This window comes from Christiangramia forsetii KT0803 (assembly GCF_000060345.1).
Classification (GTDB): Bacteria; Bacteroidota; Bacteroidia; order Flavobacteriales; family Flavobacteriaceae; genus Christiangramia; species Christiangramia forsetii.
Genome location: NC_008571.1, coordinates 1,674,670 through 1,695,862, shown reverse-complemented (window position 1 = coordinate 1,695,862; position 21,193 = coordinate 1,674,670). Strand labels below are relative to the sequence as shown.

The window sequence follows — 21,193 nt, the reverse complement described above, 5'->3', positions numbered from 1 at the left end:
ACCTGAATTATATATGGTTTTATAATTAATCAAAAATAAGAGATTTCTCAGTTCTTCATTTCTCCGAAATTACTCAATGATTTGTGGGGTACGTCATTCCGGTCGCAGTCGAGGAATCTATTAATAATATTTCTCAGTTGCTCTGCTTCTTTGAATAATATTTGAATTTATAGCTTTCTAACAGATAACCTCTAATCATCGATTATAGTCTTCTATCTGGATTCCTTCTTTTATCATATTTTATATCACTAAGAACGCTGGATTTAATTCTGATTAGAAAATTCCAGGACTTTCTATTGCCAAATGGAACCCAACTAAAGCTCATAAGCCAGCTATCCAGATCCCTTTGGAATCTAAGCTGAGTAGGAGTGACCCCATTATTTACCAAATCATAACCCGAGCTAACGCCAACCTGCCATTTTGGTGCTAACTCAACATTACCGTTGAACATAATTGAATGTGCAGAAATTTCGCTTTGCCTGGTCCTATTTGTATAATTCATGGAATAAGCTAATCTAACATCCCATGGGATCGCATAATTATAGAACGAGCTTTCATTTTCCTCTTCTTTTCCTTCAAAAGGATCTTCATCAAATAATTCTCCATCCTGTCCCATTCCCTTACCAAATAGATCATCTGGTCTTCCACCATTTCTCAAGGTTTCATTGTCCAGTTCATCATCTTCCACTTCGTCGCCTCCTTCAAAATCTTTACTGGAAAAGGAGTATCCAAAGTTTACACTACCACTTGTTAATCTAAAAAGACTACCTCCATTTTCTATATTCAGCTTATCAATTCTTCGGTTATTATTATCAAGAGCATAGGGATCAAGGCTTCCGCCAAAGTTTATATCTAATTTATTCTTCACAATCGGGATGGATCCTCGTACCGAAATTGGCGATAGTTTAAGGGAATCCCCAGCAAGATTATAACTGGTACTTAAACTAAAATTATTAAGCAGGGTGATCTTTTTGGGTTCTACAGCAGTACTATCTTTATCCCGAACCTTGGCCTCAAAGGTGTTGCTAAGGCTCAAACCGATAGAGCTGGAAAAGTTTCGTCCTGGTGCACCATAGAGCGTTCCGTCAAATCTTGAATAATCAACAAGTTCTATTTGATCCTCAGTAGTTAGATCATCCCTTTCATAAGTATCATAAAATCGGTCAAATGCGGGATTAATATTATAGCTTATAGAGGGTCGCATCACATGCCGAATTGCCTGTATCTTTTTATCTTTTCCAAAATTCTTCAATCCATATAAAGTAGTACCTATACTAGCGTTGAAGTTATAAGTTCTGTAGGAATCAAAGCCGCCAATGGTATCTATGACCACATCATCCAATACGGGGTCATAACTTCTTTCAAAGGTTTTTGAAACCCATGTTTCTTCATAACTGGTACCTGTGCTAACACTTAAAAACTTGAATATTTTAAAGTTAGTAGAGATAGGGATGGAGTGTTGAGCCCCTAATCTTGCAGCGTCAAACATTTCAGGTTTAAAGAATAAGGAATCCACGGTATTTATTTGATTCTCACCTCTTAAACTATACTGAAAATTGATATTTTGAATAATCCCATTTTTAGCACCTCCTTTTGGAGCAAACGGATAGATCCTGGACATACTTAACTGAAGTGTAGGAAGACTAAGGTTTACTTGTTGAGTTCTTGTATTCTGAGAGTGTCTTGCTGCTAAACTTAGATTTACCTGGGGTTCACCTGGAAAAGTCTTACTGTAAGAAACGGAGGAACTTAATGTGTTATTAAGGTAGTTTCCGGTGTTAGACTGATTGATCGATTCGGCGTAATACTCGCTACTCCCCAAATTCACAGATGCTGAAAATCTTGACGTTGGATTAGCCTTTGCATCCTGGCTATGTGACCATTGAATATTATAAGAAGACCTTTCGCTAAAGTCTGGAAAACCTCGCTCACTATTAAAGAGTTTTTCATATCTCACCCGTGCATTTCCACGATACTTATAGCGCTTGGCATAATTTGAGGAAAACTCTAAAGTGTAAGATCCATTGGTATAATAACTTCCTAAAGTTAATAAATCTACATAATCGCTTATGGCAAAATAGTAACCTCCGTTTTGTAAATTATACCCAAACTGGCTATCCCCAAACGACGGAATTATAAAACCCGAGGTTTCTTCATCTGTTAACGGAAAATATCCAAATGGTAATCCCAGTGGAGTTGGAACATCGGCAATATACATATTTACGAGTCCGGCAACGATCTTTTTGTCTGGAACAAATTTTATTCTCCTGGCATAAAAGAAATAATCTGGGTCATCAATATCGTCGGAAGTAGTAAAACGTACATTCTTCATAAAATAGACCGAATCATTTTCCCGTTTGGTTACCATTCCTTTTACATTAAATTCGGCTTCCTGAGTTCTGGAATTATAAACTAAGGCTCTTTGAGTATCAAAATTGAATCTAATAGAATCAGGCTCCACTTTTCTTTGAGCCTGTGTAAAAATAGGAGTTTGCGAATAAGTGTCTGCAGAATCTTGTATACCGTAGGCGTAAACTTCATTCTTTTCATTATCAATAATAATAAGCCCTGCTTCAATTGTCATGTCGCCATAAACAATCTTGGCCTCATTATAAAGATACATTTTACTATCCTTCGGACTCAACCTCATATAATCTTTAGCAGTATAATTCACGATATCTGTTAAAAACTGAGGTTTTCTTACGCTGTCTTTTTTTATGGTATCCTGCTGTTGGAGTTGTTGAACTATCTCTTCAGAATCTATTGCAGGGGCAATCGAGTCCTTTTCCGCTTCTACAGGTATAGACGAGGTTTCGACTTCCTGCGGGTATAAAACAAGGGAAAAGAACAGCGTGAAAACTAAGCAAAAAAGACTATTCGGGATATTTGTTTGCAATGCTTTAAGTGCTATTTTTGTACAGATTGGCTTGCTTTTTGCAAATTCAAAATTACATATATTTTTTCAGCTGAGTTTTGAGTGTGCAGCAAAAATATTAATTAAAATATTCACCCCACATAAGCGTTAGCTTTTTATGAGAACGAACTTACTTAAACTTTTCGTATTCACAATTGTCTTATTCGGTCTTTCTGGTTCAGTTTTTTCTGCAGAAGTTCCACCGAATAAGGAAGAATTTGTTGTTGTTTTAGATGCCGGTCATGGAGGAAAAGACCCTGGAAATATGGGGAATGGCTTTAAAGAAAAAGATATAGCCCTTAGTATTATCTTGAAAATAGGGAAATCCCTGGAAAAATATGACGGTGTTAAAGTGGTGTATACCCGAAAAACTGACGTTTTTGTAGAGTTATTTGAAAGAGGTAGAATTGCCAACGAAGCAAATGCCGATCTTTTTGTATCTGTACATTGTAACTCCCATAATTCCCAAGCTTCAGGAACCGAAACTTTTGTATTAGGTCTTAATAGAAATGAAACGAACTTTGAAGTAGCAAAGAAAGAGAATTCGGTAATCTACCTGGAGGAGAATTATGAAGTTACCTACGAGGGTTATGATCCAAATTCTCCTGAATCCTTTATTGGCCTAACAATTATGCAGGAAGAATATTTGGATCAAAGTATTTTACTTGCAGATAAGGTGCAAAAAGAATTCACTAATGATCTTAAAAGAAAGAACCGGGGTGTGAAACAAATGGGATTAATTGTATTGCATCAAACCTATATGCCCAGTGTATTGGTTGAAACCGGATTTTTGACAAACAATCAGGAAGGCCCATATTTAAACAGCAGGAAAGGGCAGGAAGATATGGCCAGGGCTATTACAGCTGCTATTGTAGAATATAGTCATACCATTAACCTTAATCTTTTAGAGAGTATTGCTAAAAGTCATCCTGTAGGTCAGTTGAAATCTACAGATAAACCTTCTTCCAAAATATATGAAGATGTGATCTTTAGAGTTCAGATAGCTGCAGGGTCAAAAAAAATAGATCCAAAACCGTATAACTTTAAGGGCTTGAAGAATATTGATCGTACTAAAGAAGGTAAGCTCTTTAAGTATTATTACGGGGAAACATCAGATTATTTGAAAATTCAGCATCTGCATCAAGAAGCGATAAAGAATGGATATGCAACAAGTTATATCGTCGCATTTAAAGATGAGCAAAAAATTACAGTTAATGACGCGTTAAAATCAAAGCTTAAATAGAGCGGCTTTTCTATTTTTATTTCTAAATTTGTGCGTATTCATTAAAAAATTTGCTTTTGAAATATTCCAGAGAGGTCAAAACTGCCCTATTAGCTATTACTGCTATAGTTATCTTAATTTTTGGTTATAGTTTTCTGAAAGGGGAAAATCTTCTGGACAACAGCCGAACCTTCTATGCTGTTTATGATGATGTTGAAGGCTTATCACCATCTTCAGAAGTAACAATCAATGGTCTTAAAGTAGGCCAGATCACGGGAATCGATTTTTTAAATGAAACCGGTGATTTATTGGTAAGCTTTACCGTAAAAAATGATTTTAGGTTTTCTAAGAATAGTGAAGCTAAAATCTATGGTGGTAGCATCATAGGTGGGAAATCTTTAGCAATTGTTCCGCAGTACGATTCTGAAATGGGAATTGCTAAATCTGGCGATACTTTGAAAGGAGATAAGGAAGAAGGTATTATGGAGTTGGTAAATGACAGGCTTACACCACTTCAAAAGAAACTGGAGGGTACTATTGTAAGTGCAGATTCTATGCTTACTGCGATCACTGAAATTCTTGATGATTCTACAAGAAATAACATTAAAGGCACTTTTAGAAACCTGGATGCAACTGTAGCATCTTTTAAAGTTACGGCCGATGAACTACAAGGGATCGTAAAAGGTAATTCAGAGAAGCTGAATAGAACTTTTACCAATCTGGATGAGATGTCTACTAACTTTAATAAGTTTTCAGATACTCTTACTAATATGAACATTAATAAGATCACCGGTGATCTTGAAAAGGTGATCGCTGATTTTGAGGGTATTTCAAATAAATTAAATAGTAAAGAAGGAACTGCCGGGAAGCTTATAAATGATGATGCAGTTTATAACAATCTGGATAGAGCTACTAAGCAACTAGAGCAGCTGTTACAGGATATTAAACTCAACCCAAAGAGATATGTTCATTTTTCTGTTTTTGGTAAGAAAACCGGGGGATATGATGAACCTAAAGACTCTTTAAAATAACCAACTATGCAAATTGTTGCACAGATTCTATTTATAATTGTCCTCGTGGCAGGAATTGGCTTTTTTGCCAGGAATATTAGACGAGTTATCCGAAACGTAAAGCTTGGAAAAGAAGTAGATCGTTCAGATAATGCTGGTGAGCGATTCGCGAAAATGGCCAGAATTGCAATTGGTCAGAGTAAAATGGTTAAAAGACCAATTGCAGGTTTTCTTCATATCATTGTTTACGTTGGTTTCATAATTATAAATATTGAAGTACTGGAGATCATCATCGATGGTATTTTTGGAACTCATCGTATTTTCGCTTTTATGGGCGGTTTCTATGATGTTCTAATCGCTAGTTTTGAAGTTCTCGCATTATTAGTATTTGTAGGTGTAATTTTATTTTGGATCAGACGAAATATTATAAATATTCGTAGATTTTTAAGTAGAGAATTAAAAGGTTGGCCTAAGAACGATGCCAATTATATTCTTTATTTTGAAATGGTATTGATGATACTTTTTCTTACCATGAATGCTGCAGATTATCAATTACAGATGAATGGTGCAGATCATTACGCTTCAGAAGCAGGGATCATGGGAAGCTTTCCTATTAGTCAGTACTTGCTGCCTCTAATAGACGGACTAGGCAATGCTACTTTAATTATTATTGAACGAACAGCCTGGTGGCTACATATTTTAGGAATCTTATTTTTCCTGAATTATTTATATTATTCAAAACACCTTCACATTCTTCTGGCCTTTCCAAATGTATATTTATCTAAACTAACCCCACAGGGTGAGTTTGATAACCTGGAAGCGGTTAAGAAGGAAGTAGATCTAATGATGGATCCAAACGCTGATCCTTTTGCAGCTCCTGCTGAAGGAGAAGACGAAGGAGAACCGGATAAATTCGGAGCCTCAGATATTTTTGACCTTAATCAGGTGCAATTGCTTAATTCTTATACCTGTACGGAGTGCGGTCGTTGTACTTCAGAATGTCCCGCTAATCAAACAGGCAAGAAATTATCTCCAAGAAAGATCATGATGGATACTCGGGATAGGGTAGAAGAAGTCGGGGAGATCATTAATAAAAATGGAAAATTTGAAGATGACGGTAAGAAATTACTGGACGATTATATTTTAAGGGAAGAACTTTGGGCCTGCACCACTTGTAACGCATGTGTAGAAGCTTGCCCTATAGGTATAGATCCTCTTTCAATTATTTTAGATATGAGAAGATATCTGGTAATGGAAGAGAGTGCGGCTCCAAACGAATTGGCAATTGCGATGACCAATATCGAAAACAATGGTGCTCCCTGGCCTTACAACCAGATGGATCGTCTGAAATGGGCCGAAGAAAAATAGAATAAGAATTTAAGAAACTAAGATAAAGATCAACAATTATGGCAGAAGCACTTAAGGTTCCTACAATGGCCGAATATATGGCAGAAGGTAAAAAGCCGGAAGTATTGTTCTGGGTTGGTTGCGCCGGTAGCTTTGATGACCGCGCGAAAAAAATAAGTAAAGCCTTTGTGAAATTATTACAAAAGGCAGGAGTAGATTTTGCAGTTTTGGGAACTGAGGAAAGTTGTACCGGGGATCCTGCAAAAAGGGCTGGTAATGAATTTCTTTTTCAAATGCAGGCAGCCACCAATATTGAAGTGCTTAATGGCTACGAAATAAAGAAAGTTGTAACTGCATGTCCGCATTGTTTTAATACCATTAAAAATGAATATCCTGCACTAGGCGGAAATTATGATGTAATGCATCATACGCAATTTTTAAAAGCGTTGCTTAATGAAGGTAGACTCAAAGTTGAAGGCGGGAAATTTAAAGGAAAGAAAATAACATTTCACGATCCCTGTTATTTAGGACGTGCAAATAATGAATATGAAGCACCTAGAGACCTTTTAAGAAAATTAGAAGTGGAGCTGGTGGAGATGCGTAAATGCAAAAAAGATGGTCTCTGCTGTGGAGCTGGTGGCGGTCAAATGTTCAAAGAGCCTGAACCTGGAAATAAGGATGTGAATATTGAAAGAACCGAGCAGGCTCTTGAAGTTCAGCCTGAAATTATTGCAGCGGGTTGCCCTTTCTGTAATACTATGATGACAGATGGAGTTAAGAACAAAGAAAAGGAAGACAGCGTGGCAGTAATGGATGTTGCAGAGATGATTGCAAACGCTGAGGATTTTTAAAAATACCAAAAGTTAAAACACGGTACTATATTTGACCTAAAGGCTAAATAAATTAGATTTGTAACAATTCAATTTTAGCCCTTATGTTAGTAACCTTTGAAAGCCTTGCCGATAGTTCCAGAGTTTGGATTTATCAAGCAAACAGGTCTTTTACAGAAGAAGAAATTCAGGAAATTTCTAAAAAACTGGACACGTTTATTGAGAAGTGGACCGCTCACGGTGCCAACTTAAAAGCTTCTTACGAAATAAAATATAAACGCTTTATTACTATAGCGCTGGATCAGCAATTAAATGCTGCCTCCGGTTGTTCTATAGATGCTTCTGTTCAGTTTATTCAGCAATTAGAAAGAGATTATAACGTAGACCTGTTAGATAAGATGAATGTATCTTATAAGCAGGGAGAATTTATCGCTTATAAGAGTCTAACTGATTTTCGGAAAATGGCCAAGGAAAAAGCGGTGTCCCCAAGCACTATCGTATTTAATAATCTTGTAAATAATAAAGCCGAATATCTTTCAGACTGGGAAGTTCCGGCATCTGAAAGTTGGCATAAACGTTTTCTGAATTAATGAAGTTGAAGCAATCCCCCAGGTTTTATACATTTCTACTTTTAATACTTATTTCCTTTCAGGGAATTTCGCAGACTAACCAGATCAAAAGTCCATTGTTTGCAAAGGATTATCCACAGCAAAAAAAATGGGTAGATAGTGTTTATGATTCTATGAACCTGAAGGAAAAAGTTGGTCAGTTATTTATGGCGAGTATCTGGTCCCAGAATGAGAATGAAGCAGATAGTATTAGAAAGCAGATTAAGGAAAACCATATTGGTGGCCTTATTTTTTCAAAAGGAGGACCAGTAATGCAGGCGCAACTTACCAATGAATTTCAGGAAATGTCTGAAATTCCATTGCTTGTTGGTATGGATGCAGAATGGGGACTGGCAATGAGACTGGATAGTACATTTGCCTTGCCCTGGAATATGACGCTAGGCGCTATTCAGGATAATAAACTTGTTGAAGAGGCTGGAGCAGCAATTTCAAGACATACAAAGAGGCTGGGGGTCCATTTCAATTTTGCTCCGGTGGTGGATATAAATACCAATCCTGATAATCCAATTATTGGGAATAGATCTTTCGGAGAAGATAAAATAAATGTTACTGAAAAGGCCCTTGCATTTATGAATGGAATGCATAGAGAAGGGGGGCTAAGTAGTGCGAAACATTTTCCCGGTCATGGAGATACAGATACAGATTCCCATAAAACCTTACCAACTATAAATTTTACTTCTGAAAGAATCGATGAAGTAGAGCTTTATCCTTACAGGAAGTTAATTCCTAAAGGATTAAGTAGTGTTATGGTGGCTCATTTAAATGTTCCGGCATTAGAGTCAAAAGATGGGAAGCCAGCATCCTTATCTCAAAAGATCATTACAGATATCCTTAAAAAGAATATGGGGTTTAATGGTCTGATCTTTACCGATGCTTTGGATATGAAAGGGGTTTCAAGAAATAAAGAACCGGGTGAAGTAGATCTTGATGCTTTTATGGCCGGGAACGATGTGCTGCTTATGAGTGAGGATATTGGTAAAGCATCAAAAAGTATAATAGAAGCAGTAAATTCTGGTTTGGTTTCAGAAGAAAGACTGGAACTTTCTGTAAAGAAGATTCTATATGCTAAATATAAAGTTGGTTTAAATAAGTTCAAACCTATTACCACCACTTTCTTAATTGAGGAATTATATACTTCCAGAGATGAAGCGCTGTTAGAAGATTTATATGAAAATGCGATTACTCTAATAAAGAACAATAAGGCCGTAGTTCCGGTCAAGAATCTGGAAAAGAAAAAAATAGCCTATGTGAACTTTGGCGATGATGATGGAAGTGCATTTTTAAGCCAGATGAAAAAATACGGAAAGGTAGATTGGGTAAAAGCTGCAAAACTACCTGAACTTCTGGAAAAACTTGAAGCCTATAATTACGTGGTTGTTGGTTATCATAAATCTAATTCCAGCCCGTGGGCATCATATAAATTTTCAGAGAAAGAACTGGTTTGGCTACATGAGATTGCCAGAAAAAATAAAACGGTACTTTCATTATTTACACGTCCTTATGCACTTCTGGATGTAAAGAGTTTTGCTAATCTTGAGGGTATTATCGTTGGTTATCAAAATCATCCCGTGGCACAGAGAAAAGTAGCCCAGGTTTTGTTTGGAGCTACAGATGCTAAAGGTAAACTGCCGGTAAGTATCAAAAATGAATTTCCGGTTGGGACAGGTTTTAATACAAATAATGTAAATAGACTCTCTTATGGTACTCCGGAAAGTGTCGGAATGAATTCGGTTAAGCTTAAAAAAATTGATAGTATCATCAAGTATGCTATAAATAAGGAAATGACTCCCGGAGCCCAGATACTTATAGCTAGGAAGGGAAAAGTGATTTATGAGAAAAATTTTGGGCATCAAACCTATGAAAAAAATCTGCCGGTAACAGATACCACAGTTTATGACCTGGCATCTTTAACCAAAATTTTAGCGACCCTCCCATTGATAATGGAGTTAGATGAAGAGGAAGTCTTAAATTTCGATACAACATTAAGCGAATTATTTCCGTCTTTTAAAAATTCAAATAAAAAGAATATCAGGCTTCAGGATATGCTAATGCACTATGCGCGACTGCAGGCCTGGATACCATTTTATATTTCAACGCTGGATCCAAAGACCAAAGGGCTATCTAATATTTATTACAATGAAAATCCTTCGGAAGAATTCAATACCCAGGTTGCAGATAAAATCTATATAAGAAAAGACATTGGGGATACAATTTTAACTACTATAAAAAAGAGCGATCTGGAAAGAAGCTTGAAATATAAGTATAGTGATTTACCATATTATCTATTAAAATATTATCTGGAGGCATATTACGAGACCTCATTACAGAATATCACCCAGGAACATCTCTATAAACGCTTGGGCGCAAATTATACAGGATACCTACCAAGAACAAGGTTTGACAGTTTGCAAATAGCACCAACAGAAAATGATCAGTTATGGCGCAGACAGGTAGTTAGAGGTTATGTACACGACCAGGGAGCTGCCATGCAGGGTGGAATTGGCGGGCATGCCGGGCTTTTTAGTACTGCCAACGATGTTGCTAAGATCATGCAGGCTTATTTGAATGGAGGATCTTACGGAGGAGATAAATTTCTGGAAAAGGAAACTATAGAAAAATATAATACCTGTTATTATTGTGAAGATGATGTAAGGAGGGGTGTTGGATTCGACAAACCACAACTCGGGAACTCAGGACCAACCTGTAATTGTGTTTCTATGATGAGTTTTGGACATAGTGGATTTACCGGCACCTTTGCCTGGGCAGATCCAGAGGAAGAAATTGTTTACGTATTTTTGTCTAACAGAACTTATCCAGATTCCAATAACAGGAAACTTATTCGTGAAGATATAAGGTCTGAAATCCAAAAAGTTATTTACGAATCTATAGATTTTTAACTGATGAAAATTGCCATTGTTTGTTATCCTACCTTTGGGGGTAGTGGAGTTGTAGCTACCGAATTGGGTCTGGCTCTTTCCCGAAGAGGTCATGAAGTTCATTTTGTAACGTACAAACAACCGGTAAGACTCGAAACAATTTCCAGTCATATAAGATTTCATGAGGTTAACGTTCCAGAATATCCACTATTTCATTATCAGCCCTATGAACTTGCTCTAAGTAGTAAATTGGTTAATGTTGTTAAGAATTACGGAATTGAACTTCTACATGTACATTACGCAATTCCCCATGCCTATGCAGGATATATGGCGAAAAAAATGTTGGAAGAAGAAGGAATAAGCATTCCTATGGTTACCACCTTGCACGGAACAGATATTACCCTGGTGGGAAATCATCCCTTTTATAAGCCTGCGGTTACATTTAGCATTAATAATAGCGATGTTGTGACTTCGGTATCAAAAAGCCTTAAAGAAGACACATTAAAGTTTTTCGAGATACGCAGGAATATTGAAGTGATCCCTAATTTTATTGATGTTTCAAAATTTGCGCAGAAATCGTTTACAGACTGCCAGAGAGAGTTAATGGCGCATGATGATGAGAAGATCATTACTCATGTTAGTAACTTTAGAAAGGTGAAGCGTATAGAAGACGTGGTGAAGATCTTTTTTGAGGTTCAGAAAAAAGTAAAAGCCAGATTAATGATGGTTGGAGAAGGTCCTGAAAGAGCAGCTGCAGAGCAATTAGTAAGAGAATTAAATATTAGTGATAGGGTTCTTTTTCTTGGTCAGAGTAATGAAATAGATAAAATTCTATGTTTCTCAGACCTCTTTTTACTGCCATCAGAAACCGAAAGTTTTGGATTGGCAGCTCTTGAAGCAATGGTTCAATCTGTACCTGTAATATCTTCAAACACAGGAGGTTTGCCAGAAGTTAATATTAATAATTTTTCAGGATTCTTACACGAGGTTGGAGATGTGGAAGGAATGTCTAAAAGCGCAATTTCCATACTTGGTGACAGCACTAAGTTGACCAAATTTAAGCAACAGGCCAGGGAAGCCGCTGAAAGATTTGATATAAATCAAATTGTTCCTAGGTATGAGGAATTATATGAGAAAGCTTTGATAAAGGCATAAAAAAAAGTGGAGATCATTAAATCCTCACTTTCTTCTTTCTTAAACCTATTTAAGAAAATCTAAAACTGATATCTTATACCCAACGCAATGTCTGGTGTAAAGTCATCATGCTCTCTATAATCTGAAAAACCAATTTCAGGTCTCAGATCCAAAGAGAGCAATAAAGGGAAATCAAAATTATACTCTATCCCTATATCTCCAGCTATTAATGCGAAGAGACCATCATCATCAAAATCGTCATTTCCTCTATTATCATCATAGCTTCCTAATCCGGCTCCGGCACCTACATACCAGTTAAAACCGCCTTCGATATTCCAGACCCATTGGTATAGACCCACAAGTTTCACAGCATCATAATTATTACCATCTCTCCATCCAAGGTCAAATTCCAATCGGTTGTTATCACCGCCAACCGCTCGCTGGTAAGAAACTTCAGCACCAAATCCACCACCATCACCAACTCTAAGGCCAAGTGCATTTTTTGAAATTTCCTGAGCATTCATATTGCTAAAGAAAACAGCTCCAAATGTAAAAGCTGCCAAAAGAACTAATTTTTTCATATCTGATTTTTTTGTTTGATCACCACAAATTTATGTTGAATACTATTACGAAAACGTACACTGGCGTAAATGTATTGTTAATATTAATTAAAAAACTGTTAAGTAAGATTAGAGAAAACTTTTAAATTTGAGTATGGAATTGAAGCAAGCCCTATACCACCTATCTAAGGAAATATCTGGAGAACTACATTACGACGATCTATGGAAAAGTATTTATGCTACCGATGCCTCTGTTTATCGCGAAATACCTCTCGCAGTGTGTTTTCCCAAAAATGAAAAAGACCTTGTAAAACTGATTGATTTTGCTAAAAGATATAAGACTTCACTTATTCCAAGAACGGCAGGGACTTCTCTTGCAGGGCAATGTACGGGGGATGGAATTGTGGTTGATGTATCTAAACATTTTACAGGTGTTATTGAGGTAAATCCAGAACTTAAACGAGTAAGTGTACAGCCCGGAGTGATTAGAGATGATTTAAATAGACGATTGGAAAGACATGGTCTCTTCTTTGGTCCGAATACCTCCACATCTAATCGTTGTATGATTGGAGGGATGGTTGGTAATAATTCAAGTGGTACTACTTCCATAAAATATGGAACCACCAGAGACCGGTTAGTTTCACTTAAAGTTATATTAAGCGATGGTTCCTATGCAGAATTTAGAGATCTCACGCTATCAGAATATCAGGAGAAATTAAAACTTGATAACCTTGAAGGTGAAATATATCGTCTTCTCCATGAGAAGTTAAATGATAAAACAAATCAGGAAGAAATTTTAAAGAATTTTCCGCCTGTGGGACTTCATAGAAGAAATACTGGTTATGCCATTGATGAATTACTGGCTTCAGAAGTTTTTACCGAATCCCCCAGGAACTTTAACTTTTGTAAACTAATTGCAGGAAGTGAGGGGACTCTTGCCTTTATTACCGAAATCACTTTACAGCTTGATGAGTTACCTCCAAAGTATACCGCGATGGTTGCCGCGCATTATCCTAGTATAGATTCTTGTATGCAGGCTGTAGTCCCGGCAATGCAACATTCACTTTTTACTTGTGAAATGATGGATAAGGTAATCTTAGATTGCACCAAAGAAAGCTTAAAATACCGGGATAATAGGTTTTTTATAGAAGGAGATCCAAAAGGAATTTTAATGCTGGAGTTAAGAAATGATTCCGAAGATGAATTACAGCGTCAGGTTGATGCTCTACTGGAAACTTTGAAAAACTCTGGATTAGGCTATGCTTTTCCGGTTTTATATGGAGAACAGATAGATCTTGCTTTAGAACTTCGGAAGGCGGGACTCGGCTTGCTGGCTAATTTAAAAGGAGATAAAAAAGCAGTTGCTTGTATCGAAGATACTGCAGTTGCTTTGCCTGTTTTAGCCGATTATATTTCAGATTTTAGTAAGATTATGAAATCCTACGATCAGCAGGCCGTTTATTATGCGCATGCGGGTGCGGGAGAGATCCATTTAAGACCTATTCTGAATTTAAAGAAATCTGAAGACGTAAAACTATTCAGAAGTATTACAAAGGACGTAGCAGAGCTGGTTAAAAAATATAATGGATCACTAAGCGGAGAACATGGAGACGGCCGTGTGAGAGCAGAATTCATTGAATTGATGTTTGGAGAAAAAGTCTATAAGCTTTTGAAGGAGGTTAAATATGCTTTTGATCCGAATAATATTTTCAACCCTGGTAAGATAGTAGATGCTCCGGCAATGGATGTCTCGTTAAGATATACACCAGATAGAACTGAACCGGAAATAGAAACCATTATGGATTTTTCTGAAGCCGGTGGAGTTCTCAGGCTTGCAGAACAGTGTAATGGGAGTGGAGATTGTCGAAAATCTGTGGAAGCAGGTGGTACTATGTGTCCTAGTTATAGAGCAACCAAAGATGAAAAAGATACTACAAGAGCGAGAGCGAACGCATTGCGTGAATTTTTAACAAATTCAGATAAAAAAAATAGATTTGATCACCCTGAACTTAAGGAAGTACTGGATCTTTGTATAAGTTGTAAAGGCTGCAAGAGTGAATGTCCGTCTAATGTGGATATGGGCGCTCTGAAAGCTGAATTTCAGCATCAGTATAATCAGGCACACAAACCGAGCTTTAGAGACAGGGCTTTTGCCAATATTACACAACAAAATGAAAGAGCTTCTAAGTTCCCGGTAATTTCCAGGTTTATTATGTCGAATAGTCTTACTTCAGGCATTGCTAAGAGCTTTCTTAGTGTGGCACCGGAAAGGACGTTGCCTATTGTGGCGAAGCAAACCCTGAAAAAATATTATTTAAAGCACAAGGCTAAATTCCAGAATGAGAATTCAGTTAAAACGGTTTATCTTTTTAATGATGAGTTCACGAACTATCTGGATGCAGAGGTTGGGATAGATGCCTTGAATCTACTTGCAGATTTAGGATACGAAGTTTTAATTATTGATCATCCTGAAAGTGGTAGAAGTCAGATATCAAAAGGCTTTCTTGATAAAGCTAAAGAACTGGCTAACAAAAATGTTTCAATTTTTAAAGATCTAATTTCAGATGAGACGCCTTTAATTGGAGTCGAGCCATCTGCGATATTAAGCTTTAGAGATGAGTATTTAAGGCTTGCAGATGATAAAGATTCAGCGGTAAAACTGGCAAAAAATTCCTTTATTATTGAAGAGTTTTTAAAGCAAGAGATCGCTATGGGAAATATAAGGCAGGATCAATTTACTGATGATTCCGCAACTATTAAAATTCACGGCCACTGTCATCAAAAAGCATTATCCAATGTTTCAAAGACTTTTGATATACTGAATCTCCCTAAAAATTATAAAGTGACTATCATTCCCTCAGGTTGCTGTGGGATGGCGGGTTCTTTTGGATATGAAAAAGAGCATTATGAGATAAGTATGAAAATTGGTGAAAATTCATTATTCCCGGCTATACGTAAAAGTGAAGAATCTGTGATTATTTCGGCAAATGGAACCAGTTGCAGGCATCAGATTAAAGATGGTACAAATAGAATGGCTCTTCATCCTGCGACCATATTAAGAAATGCCCTTAAAAAAATATAATCTTGAAAGTTTTGTTAATCCTTCTTAAAAATGTTTATAGGCTTCGCTAAACTCATAAATTTAGGGCGAAAGAAATTTTGGTATTCAAGAGATCTAAATGCCCCCATATGGAGAAAGATTTACGCATTCAGGAATTAGAAAAACAATTGATTGAAAATCAAAAAACGATCAGTGGTTTACAAGATGTCTCCAAAGATTTAGAAATTGAAAATGCTACCTTAAAAAATAAGGTGTATTCTTTTAAGGAATTAATTTATTCTTCCCCTTCAATGATCACCTTGCTTAGAGGTAAAGACCTAATAATTGAAATTGCGAATAGACCCATTTTAGATTTCTGGCAGAAAGACGAGAATATAATTGGTAAATCGTTACTTGAAGCTCATCCCGATATTAAAGAACAAGGCCTGGAACAATTATTATTAGAGGTTATGGATTCCGGAGAAGCTAGGTATGGGTATGAACTGCCTGTTTATATAACTAGGAAGAACCAAAAAGAACTATCCTATTTCAATTTTGTATATCAACCACAAAAAAATATTGCAGGGAAACTGAGCGGAGTGGCTGTGATGGCTCAGGAAGTAACGCCAAAAGCTATTTTTCACAAAAAAATTGAAGAAAGTGAATATAAATATCGTGAATTGATCCATTCGTCCAATTCCCTTATTGCTATTCTGAAAGGAGAGGATATGATCGTTGAAATTGCCAATGATGCTATTAAGAAAGTCTGGGGGAAAGGGAGCGACGTTGAGGGAAAACCATTATTTGAGGTTCTCCCAGAAATGGTTGAGCAGGGGATGCCCGCAATTTTTAAAAATGTTTTAGATTCTGGAAAAGCTTATAGTGCTCAGGAAAAGTTGATAAATCATTTACAGGATGATGAAATGAGACCTGGCTATTTTGATTTTATCTACCAACCACAAAAGAATATTCGGGGAGAAATAGATGGTGTTGCGGTTATAGCGAATGATGTCACCAATCAGGGTCTGCTAAATCAAAAGATTAAGGAAAGTGAAAAAGAACTTCGTGACCTTGTTAATTTTATGCCACTTAAAGTTTGTATGACCAATGCTAAAGGTGTTCCTGTCTTTTATAATAATAGCTGGAGAAATTATACCGGTAAGAGTATAGAGGAATTACTAAGTAAGTCCTGGATGTCACTTATTCATCCTGATAATCGGGAGAAAGTAGAAATGGTAGCAAGAAAAAGTCTGGAGACAGGTAGTGATATAGACCTGGAATTTAAGATCTTCGATGCAAATGGACAGGCCAAATGGCATTTGAACCGTGCGACAGCGATTAGAAATGAAGAGGGTGAAATCACATCCTGGATAACCTCCAGTACCGAAATTCAGAAATTGAAAGATGAGGAAAACCGTAAGGAAGGTTTTTTGAAATTAGTAAGTCATGAGTTAAAGACTCCTGTTACTTCAATAAAAGGTTATGTACAATTATTGCTGACTATGCTTCCTGAAGCTAATCAGGAAAATGGCGAACTACCAGTAAAACCTTATTTAAACAGAATTGAGACCCAGGTTGAAAGACTTATCAGGTTAATTTCTGAAATGTTGGATCTTTCCCGGATTGAACATAATGAAATGGAACTTAAGAAGGAGAAATTTAGTCTTAACCATCATGTAGAAGAAATTATTGAAGATATTTCATATTCTAACAAAGAAGTGCAAATAGAACTCAAACATCATTGTGAATGTGACGTGATTGCAGATAAAGATCGTATTGGACAGGTGATTATAAATTTTATTACCAATGCTCTAAAGTACTCTCCAGAAGATAATCGCGTAGAAGTAACGGTTTATAATAAAACTGAAAATGAAGTCGCCGTTAGTGTAAAAGATTTTGGGATTGGTATCGAGAAGAAAGAAATCAACAAAATATTTAAAAGGTTTTACCGCGTTTCAGGAAATAGGGATGAAACTTATGCCGGCTTCGGAATTGGTTTGTATCTTTCTAACGAAATAGTAAAAAGACACAACGGAAAAATAGTTGTTAATAGTGAATTTGGCATAGGTTCTGAATTCATTTTCGTTTTACCTCTAAATTAAAAAAGAATGGCAAAAATATTGATCGTGGACGATGACCAGACCATAGGCTTTATGCTGAAAGATATTCTTGAATTCAGTGGACATGAGATTACTGTCTCTCAGGAACCTCGTAAAACAAAGGAAAATATTCTTAAAAATGATATAGAATTAATTCTTTTGGACAAACTTATTTCTGGTGTAGACGGCACCGATGTATGCATGGAACTTAAAAAAGATGAGTCTGTTTCACAGGTTCCGATTCTAATGATGTCTGCGTTACATAACGTTGGTGAAGACTGTAAAGCTGCCGGGGCCGTAGATTTTTTATCTAAACCATTTGATATGGAGACATTAACCAATAAAATAGACAGTATATTACAGGAGAAAGAGAGTAATAGCTGAAAGAAATTAATAAGTATTCCACGCACCTTATTGAGATTATATCACTGCAACTAATCATTACGTCATTATTTTTAATTATAACAATTTCATTTAGTAGGTAAAAAACTGATTTTTGAAAATTTGAATGAGAAGTATTTGTTGTCCTAACATTAATTAGGATTCCATTTTCAAATATGTTCTTAAAAAATTACATTTGTTCAAAATCCTTCGCATGCCCGGAAACTCCTTTGGAAAAATGTTTAAGTTAACCACATTTGGCGAATCACATGGTGTGGCCATTGGTGGAGTTATAGATGGTTGTCCTGCCGGTCTTGAAATAGATACTGAAAGTGTTCAGAATGATCTTAATAGAAGACGTCCGGGACAATCTGCCATTGTCACTCAAAGAAAAGAGCCGGATACTGTAGAATTCTTATCGGGAATTTTCGAAGGTAAAACAACCGGGACACCTATCGGCTTTATTATAAAAAATGCTAACCAGAAATCTAAGGATTATTCCCATATTAAAGATACATACAGGCCATCTCATGCAGATTATACCTATGATGAAAAATATGGGATAAGAGATTACCGGGGTGGGGGAAGATCTTCTGCCAGAGAAACTGCATGCAGGGTAGTAGCTGGAAGTATTGCCAAGCAAATGCTTAAAAGTGTTAGTTTTAATGCTTTTGTTTCTTCTGTTGGAAAAATTGAATTAAATAAGGATTATTCCGAACTTGATTTTTCAGAAATAGAAAAAAATCCTGTGCGCTGTCCAGATCCTGAAATGGCTAGGGAAATGGAAGCATATATAAAAGAAATCAGGGGAGACGGTGATACTGTTGGAGGAACTGTACAATGTGTGATAAAAAATGTGCCTATAGGTCTTGGAGAGCCAGTATTTGATAAACTTCATGCTGAACTCGGTAAAGCGATGCTTTCCATTAATGCTGTTAAAGGTTTTGAGTACGGTAGTGGTTTTGAGGGGACTAAAATGAGAGGTAGTGAGCATAATGATCATTTCAATACAGATGGTTCTACCCAAACAAATTTAAGTGGTGGCATCCAGGGAGGAATTTCCAATGGAATGGATATTTACTTCAAGGTTGCCTTTAAACCTGTTGCTACTTTAATGCAAAAACAACAGACTATTAACTCCAAGGGAGATGAAGTTGAAATGCAGGGGAAAGGTAGACACGATCCTTGCGTAGTTCCAAGAGCGGTTCCAATTGTAGAATCTATGGCTGCTTTGGTGCTTGCTGACTATTATCTCCAGAATAAATCATCGAAAATCTAATTATTAGAAAAACCTAAACATGAAAAAACTTGCACTGCATTGGCAGATATTATTAGGAATGGCAGCTGGGGTTATATTTGCCCTTATCATGACTAATTTTAGTTGGGGAGCAGATTTTGTTGGCGACTGGATCAAACCTTTTGGTAACATATTTATCAATGCCCTTAAACTAATCGCAGTGCCTTTGATCCTGGCTTCTCTAATAAAAGGGATTTCAGATCTTAAAGATATTTCCAAGCTTTCCAAAATGGGAACGCGAACTATTCTTACCTATATTATTACCACGGTTATCGCAGTTTCCATAGGACTTCTTCTGGTGAATCTTATTGGACCCGGACGTACTATTTCAGAAGAAACCCGTAGCGACCTTATAACAAGTTATGAAGGAGATGCCTCTGTTAGGATATCAGATGCTCAAAAGCAGAAAGATGCAGGGCCATTACAAGCCCTGGAAGATCTTGTGCCTAGTAATATTATTGGTGCAGCCGGTGATAATGGGAATATGTTGCAGGTTATATTTTTCGCCATTTTCTTCGGAATAGGATTAATACTTATTCCTGAAAAAACAGCTAAACCGGTAAAAGATTTCTTTGATGGCTTTAATGAAGTGATACTGAAAATGATAGATCTGATAATGCTTACAGCTCCATATGGTGTGTTTGCCTTATTAGCAGCGCTGGTAGTTGAGTCTCCAAGTGCCGATCTTTTTGCCGCATTGGTCATGTATGCATTAACAGTACTCGTTGGTCTGGCATTAATGATTGGAGTTTATGTGCTATTAGTATGGATATTTACAAAGAACACACCATCATTTTTTATTAATGGAATTGCTCCGGCACAATTACTCGCATTCTCAACGAGCTCAAGTGCTGCAACACTTCCAGTAACGATGGAACGAGTAGAAGAACACATGGGTGTGCATAAAGAAGTTACCAGTTTTGTTTTGCCTATTGGAGCCACGATAAATATGGATGGTACTAGTCTTTATCAGGCTGTTGCCGCAGTGTTTATTGCTCAGGCATTCGGAATTGATCTAACAATTGGAGCGCAACTAGGAATTATTGCTACTGCTACATTAGCATCTATTGGTTCCGCCGCTGTACCAGGTGCGGGAATGGTGATGTTGGTTATAGTGTTAGCCCAGGCTGGAATTCCTGAAGCAGGATTAGCCTTGATCTTTGCAGTAGACAGACCTCTTGATATGTGTAGAACTACCGTAAATGTAACTGGTGATGCTGCGGTATCTCTAATGGTTGCAAAATCTGTAGATATGATGGGGCCTCCTAATGTAAAAAATTGGGATGATGAGTATCACCCGGAAGAAGAAACGATTACCGAAAGCGAAAAAGTTTAATCTAAAAATTTAGCTTTTAATTCGGGAGAAGGGATCATACATTGTTCTTTTTTCCCGAACCATTTATAACGATTATTGGCTATAAAATCATAAACTCCATCCCTGAGAGATTCCGGCATAAACAGAAAGTTTTTTAATAAGGAATATCCTCCTGAAAGATCTCTGGAGATTTCAAGAGCTGCGCTGGACTTTCTATAATAAGCGACGCCTGGCTCTATTAAAATAATTGAATCTAATTCTTCAGGATCCAGACCTCTTTCATCTACTAGTTTCCTGCCTATTTCACTTTGCAGGGAAGCATATCTAAAAATATCTTTCTTATCATGTTTAATAATAAACTGAACGGCACCATCGCATAGATTGCAAACGCCATCAAAAAGTATAATTTTTTTATTTTCCGGAACTGAATTCATATTTTATTTAATCTTTTTCAATTAATACCTTGAATATGCTTTTGTCTCCCTGCACAGTCGAAGGGTCATTAAAAGCATCTCGACTGCGCTCGATGTGACCTGGAG

At 36.8% G+C, this 21,193-nt stretch carries 15 protein-coding genes; 12 read left to right on the top strand and 3 right to left on the bottom strand.

What is annotated here, in order from left to right; genetic code table 11:
- Positions 1-202: 202 nt before the first annotated feature.
- Positions 203-2,896: a putative LPS assembly protein LptD gene (locus GFO_RS07700; RefSeq protein ID WP_011709521.1), complete on the bottom strand. Its 2,694-nt coding sequence runs from the start codon at positions 2,894-2,896 to the stop codon at positions 203-205.
- A 136-nt stretch (positions 2,897-3,032) separates the two neighbouring features.
- Here GFO_RS07700 and GFO_RS07695 point away from each other — a divergent pair, with 136 nt between their 5' ends.
- The 7 genes from GFO_RS07695 to bshA all read left to right on the top strand — a co-directional run bounded on the left by GFO_RS07695 (position 3,033) and on the right by bshA (position 11,983).
- The gene (locus GFO_RS07695) at positions 3,033-4,157 is read left to right on the top strand and encodes an N-acetylmuramoyl-L-alanine amidase family protein (RefSeq protein ID WP_011709520.1); all 1,125 of its coding nucleotides are present in this window, start codon (positions 3,033-3,035) and stop codon (positions 4,155-4,157) included.
- A gap of 56 nt (positions 4,158-4,213) precedes the next feature.
- Positions 4,214-5,167 carry an MlaD family protein gene (locus GFO_RS07690; RefSeq protein WP_041250057.1) on the top strand — a complete coding sequence of 318 codons (954 nt, stop codon included), beginning with the start codon at positions 4,214-4,216 and terminating at the stop codon, positions 5,165-5,167.
- Positions 5,168-5,173: 6 nt separating this feature from the next.
- Positions 5,174-6,514: a 4Fe-4S dicluster domain-containing protein gene (locus tag GFO_RS07685; protein WP_011709518.1), complete on the top strand. Its 1,341-nt coding sequence runs from the start codon at positions 5,174-5,176 to the stop codon at positions 6,512-6,514.
- Between the two features lie 38 nt (positions 6,515-6,552).
- On the top strand, positions 6,553-7,344 hold the full coding sequence (locus tag GFO_RS07680; RefSeq protein ID WP_011709517.1) for a (Fe-S)-binding protein: 792 nt from the start codon (positions 6,553-6,555) through the stop codon (positions 7,342-7,344).
- 83 nt (positions 7,345-7,427) lie between these two features.
- Positions 7,428-7,913: a hypothetical protein gene (locus GFO_RS07675; protein WP_011709516.1), complete on the top strand. Its 486-nt coding sequence runs from the start codon at positions 7,428-7,430 to the stop codon at positions 7,911-7,913.
- Positions 7,913-10,849 (top strand): serine hydrolase domain-containing protein, encoded by a 2,937-nt coding sequence (locus GFO_RS07670; RefSeq protein WP_011709515.1) that lies wholly within the window; start codon positions 7,913-7,915, stop codon positions 10,847-10,849. Before GFO_RS07675 ends, GFO_RS07670 begins: the two co-directional genes overlap by 1 nt.
- Positions 10,850-10,852: 3 nt before the next feature.
- The gene (gene bshA / locus GFO_RS07665; protein ID WP_011709514.1) at positions 10,853-11,983 is read left to right on the top strand and encodes an N-acetyl-alpha-D-glucosaminyl L-malate synthase BshA; all 1,131 of its coding nucleotides are present in this window, start codon (positions 10,853-10,855) and stop codon (positions 11,981-11,983) included.
- A gap of 59 nt (positions 11,984-12,042) precedes the next feature.
- On the opposite strand, the gene GFO_RS07660 is transcribed toward bshA, so the two are convergent.
- The gene (locus GFO_RS07660; protein WP_011709513.1) at positions 12,043-12,543 is read right to left on the bottom strand and encodes a hypothetical protein; all 501 of its coding nucleotides are present in this window, start codon (positions 12,541-12,543) and stop codon (positions 12,043-12,045) included.
- 133 nt (positions 12,544-12,676) lie between these two features.
- Here GFO_RS07660 and GFO_RS07655 point away from each other — a divergent pair, with 133 nt between their 5' ends.
- The 5 genes from GFO_RS07655 (at position 12,677) to GFO_RS07635 (ending at position 20,675) form a co-directional block, all read left to right on the top strand.
- Positions 12,677-15,604, top strand: a complete 2,928-nt coding sequence (locus GFO_RS07655; RefSeq protein WP_041250056.1) for an FAD-binding and (Fe-S)-binding domain-containing protein — start codon at positions 12,677-12,679, stop codon at positions 15,602-15,604.
- A gap of 107 nt (positions 15,605-15,711) precedes the next feature.
- Positions 15,712-17,664: an ATP-binding protein gene (locus GFO_RS07650; RefSeq protein ID WP_049792100.1), complete on the top strand. Its 1,953-nt coding sequence runs from the start codon at positions 15,712-15,714 to the stop codon at positions 17,662-17,664.
- A 6-nt stretch (positions 17,665-17,670) separates the two neighbouring features.
- Positions 17,671-18,045 carry a response regulator gene (locus GFO_RS07645; protein ID WP_011709509.1) on the top strand — a complete coding sequence of 125 codons (375 nt, stop codon included), beginning with the start codon at positions 17,671-17,673 and terminating at the stop codon, positions 18,043-18,045.
- Positions 18,046-18,256: 211 nt separating this feature from the next.
- Complete coding sequence (gene aroC, locus GFO_RS07640) at positions 18,257-19,321, top strand: chorismate synthase (protein ID WP_011709508.1); 1,065 nt, start codon at positions 18,257-18,259, stop codon at positions 19,319-19,321.
- 19 nt (positions 19,322-19,340) lie between these two features.
- The gene (locus tag GFO_RS07635) at positions 19,341-20,675 is read left to right on the top strand and encodes a dicarboxylate/amino acid:cation symporter (protein WP_011709507.1); all 1,335 of its coding nucleotides are present in this window, start codon (positions 19,341-19,343) and stop codon (positions 20,673-20,675) included.
- Here GFO_RS07635 and GFO_RS07630 read toward each other — a convergent pair.
- Positions 20,672-21,088, bottom strand: a complete 417-nt coding sequence (locus tag GFO_RS07630; protein ID WP_011709506.1) for a thiol-disulfide oxidoreductase DCC family protein — start codon at positions 21,086-21,088, stop codon at positions 20,672-20,674. The genes GFO_RS07635 and GFO_RS07630 overlap by 4 nt on opposite strands.
- Positions 21,089-21,193 lie beyond the last annotated feature (105 nt).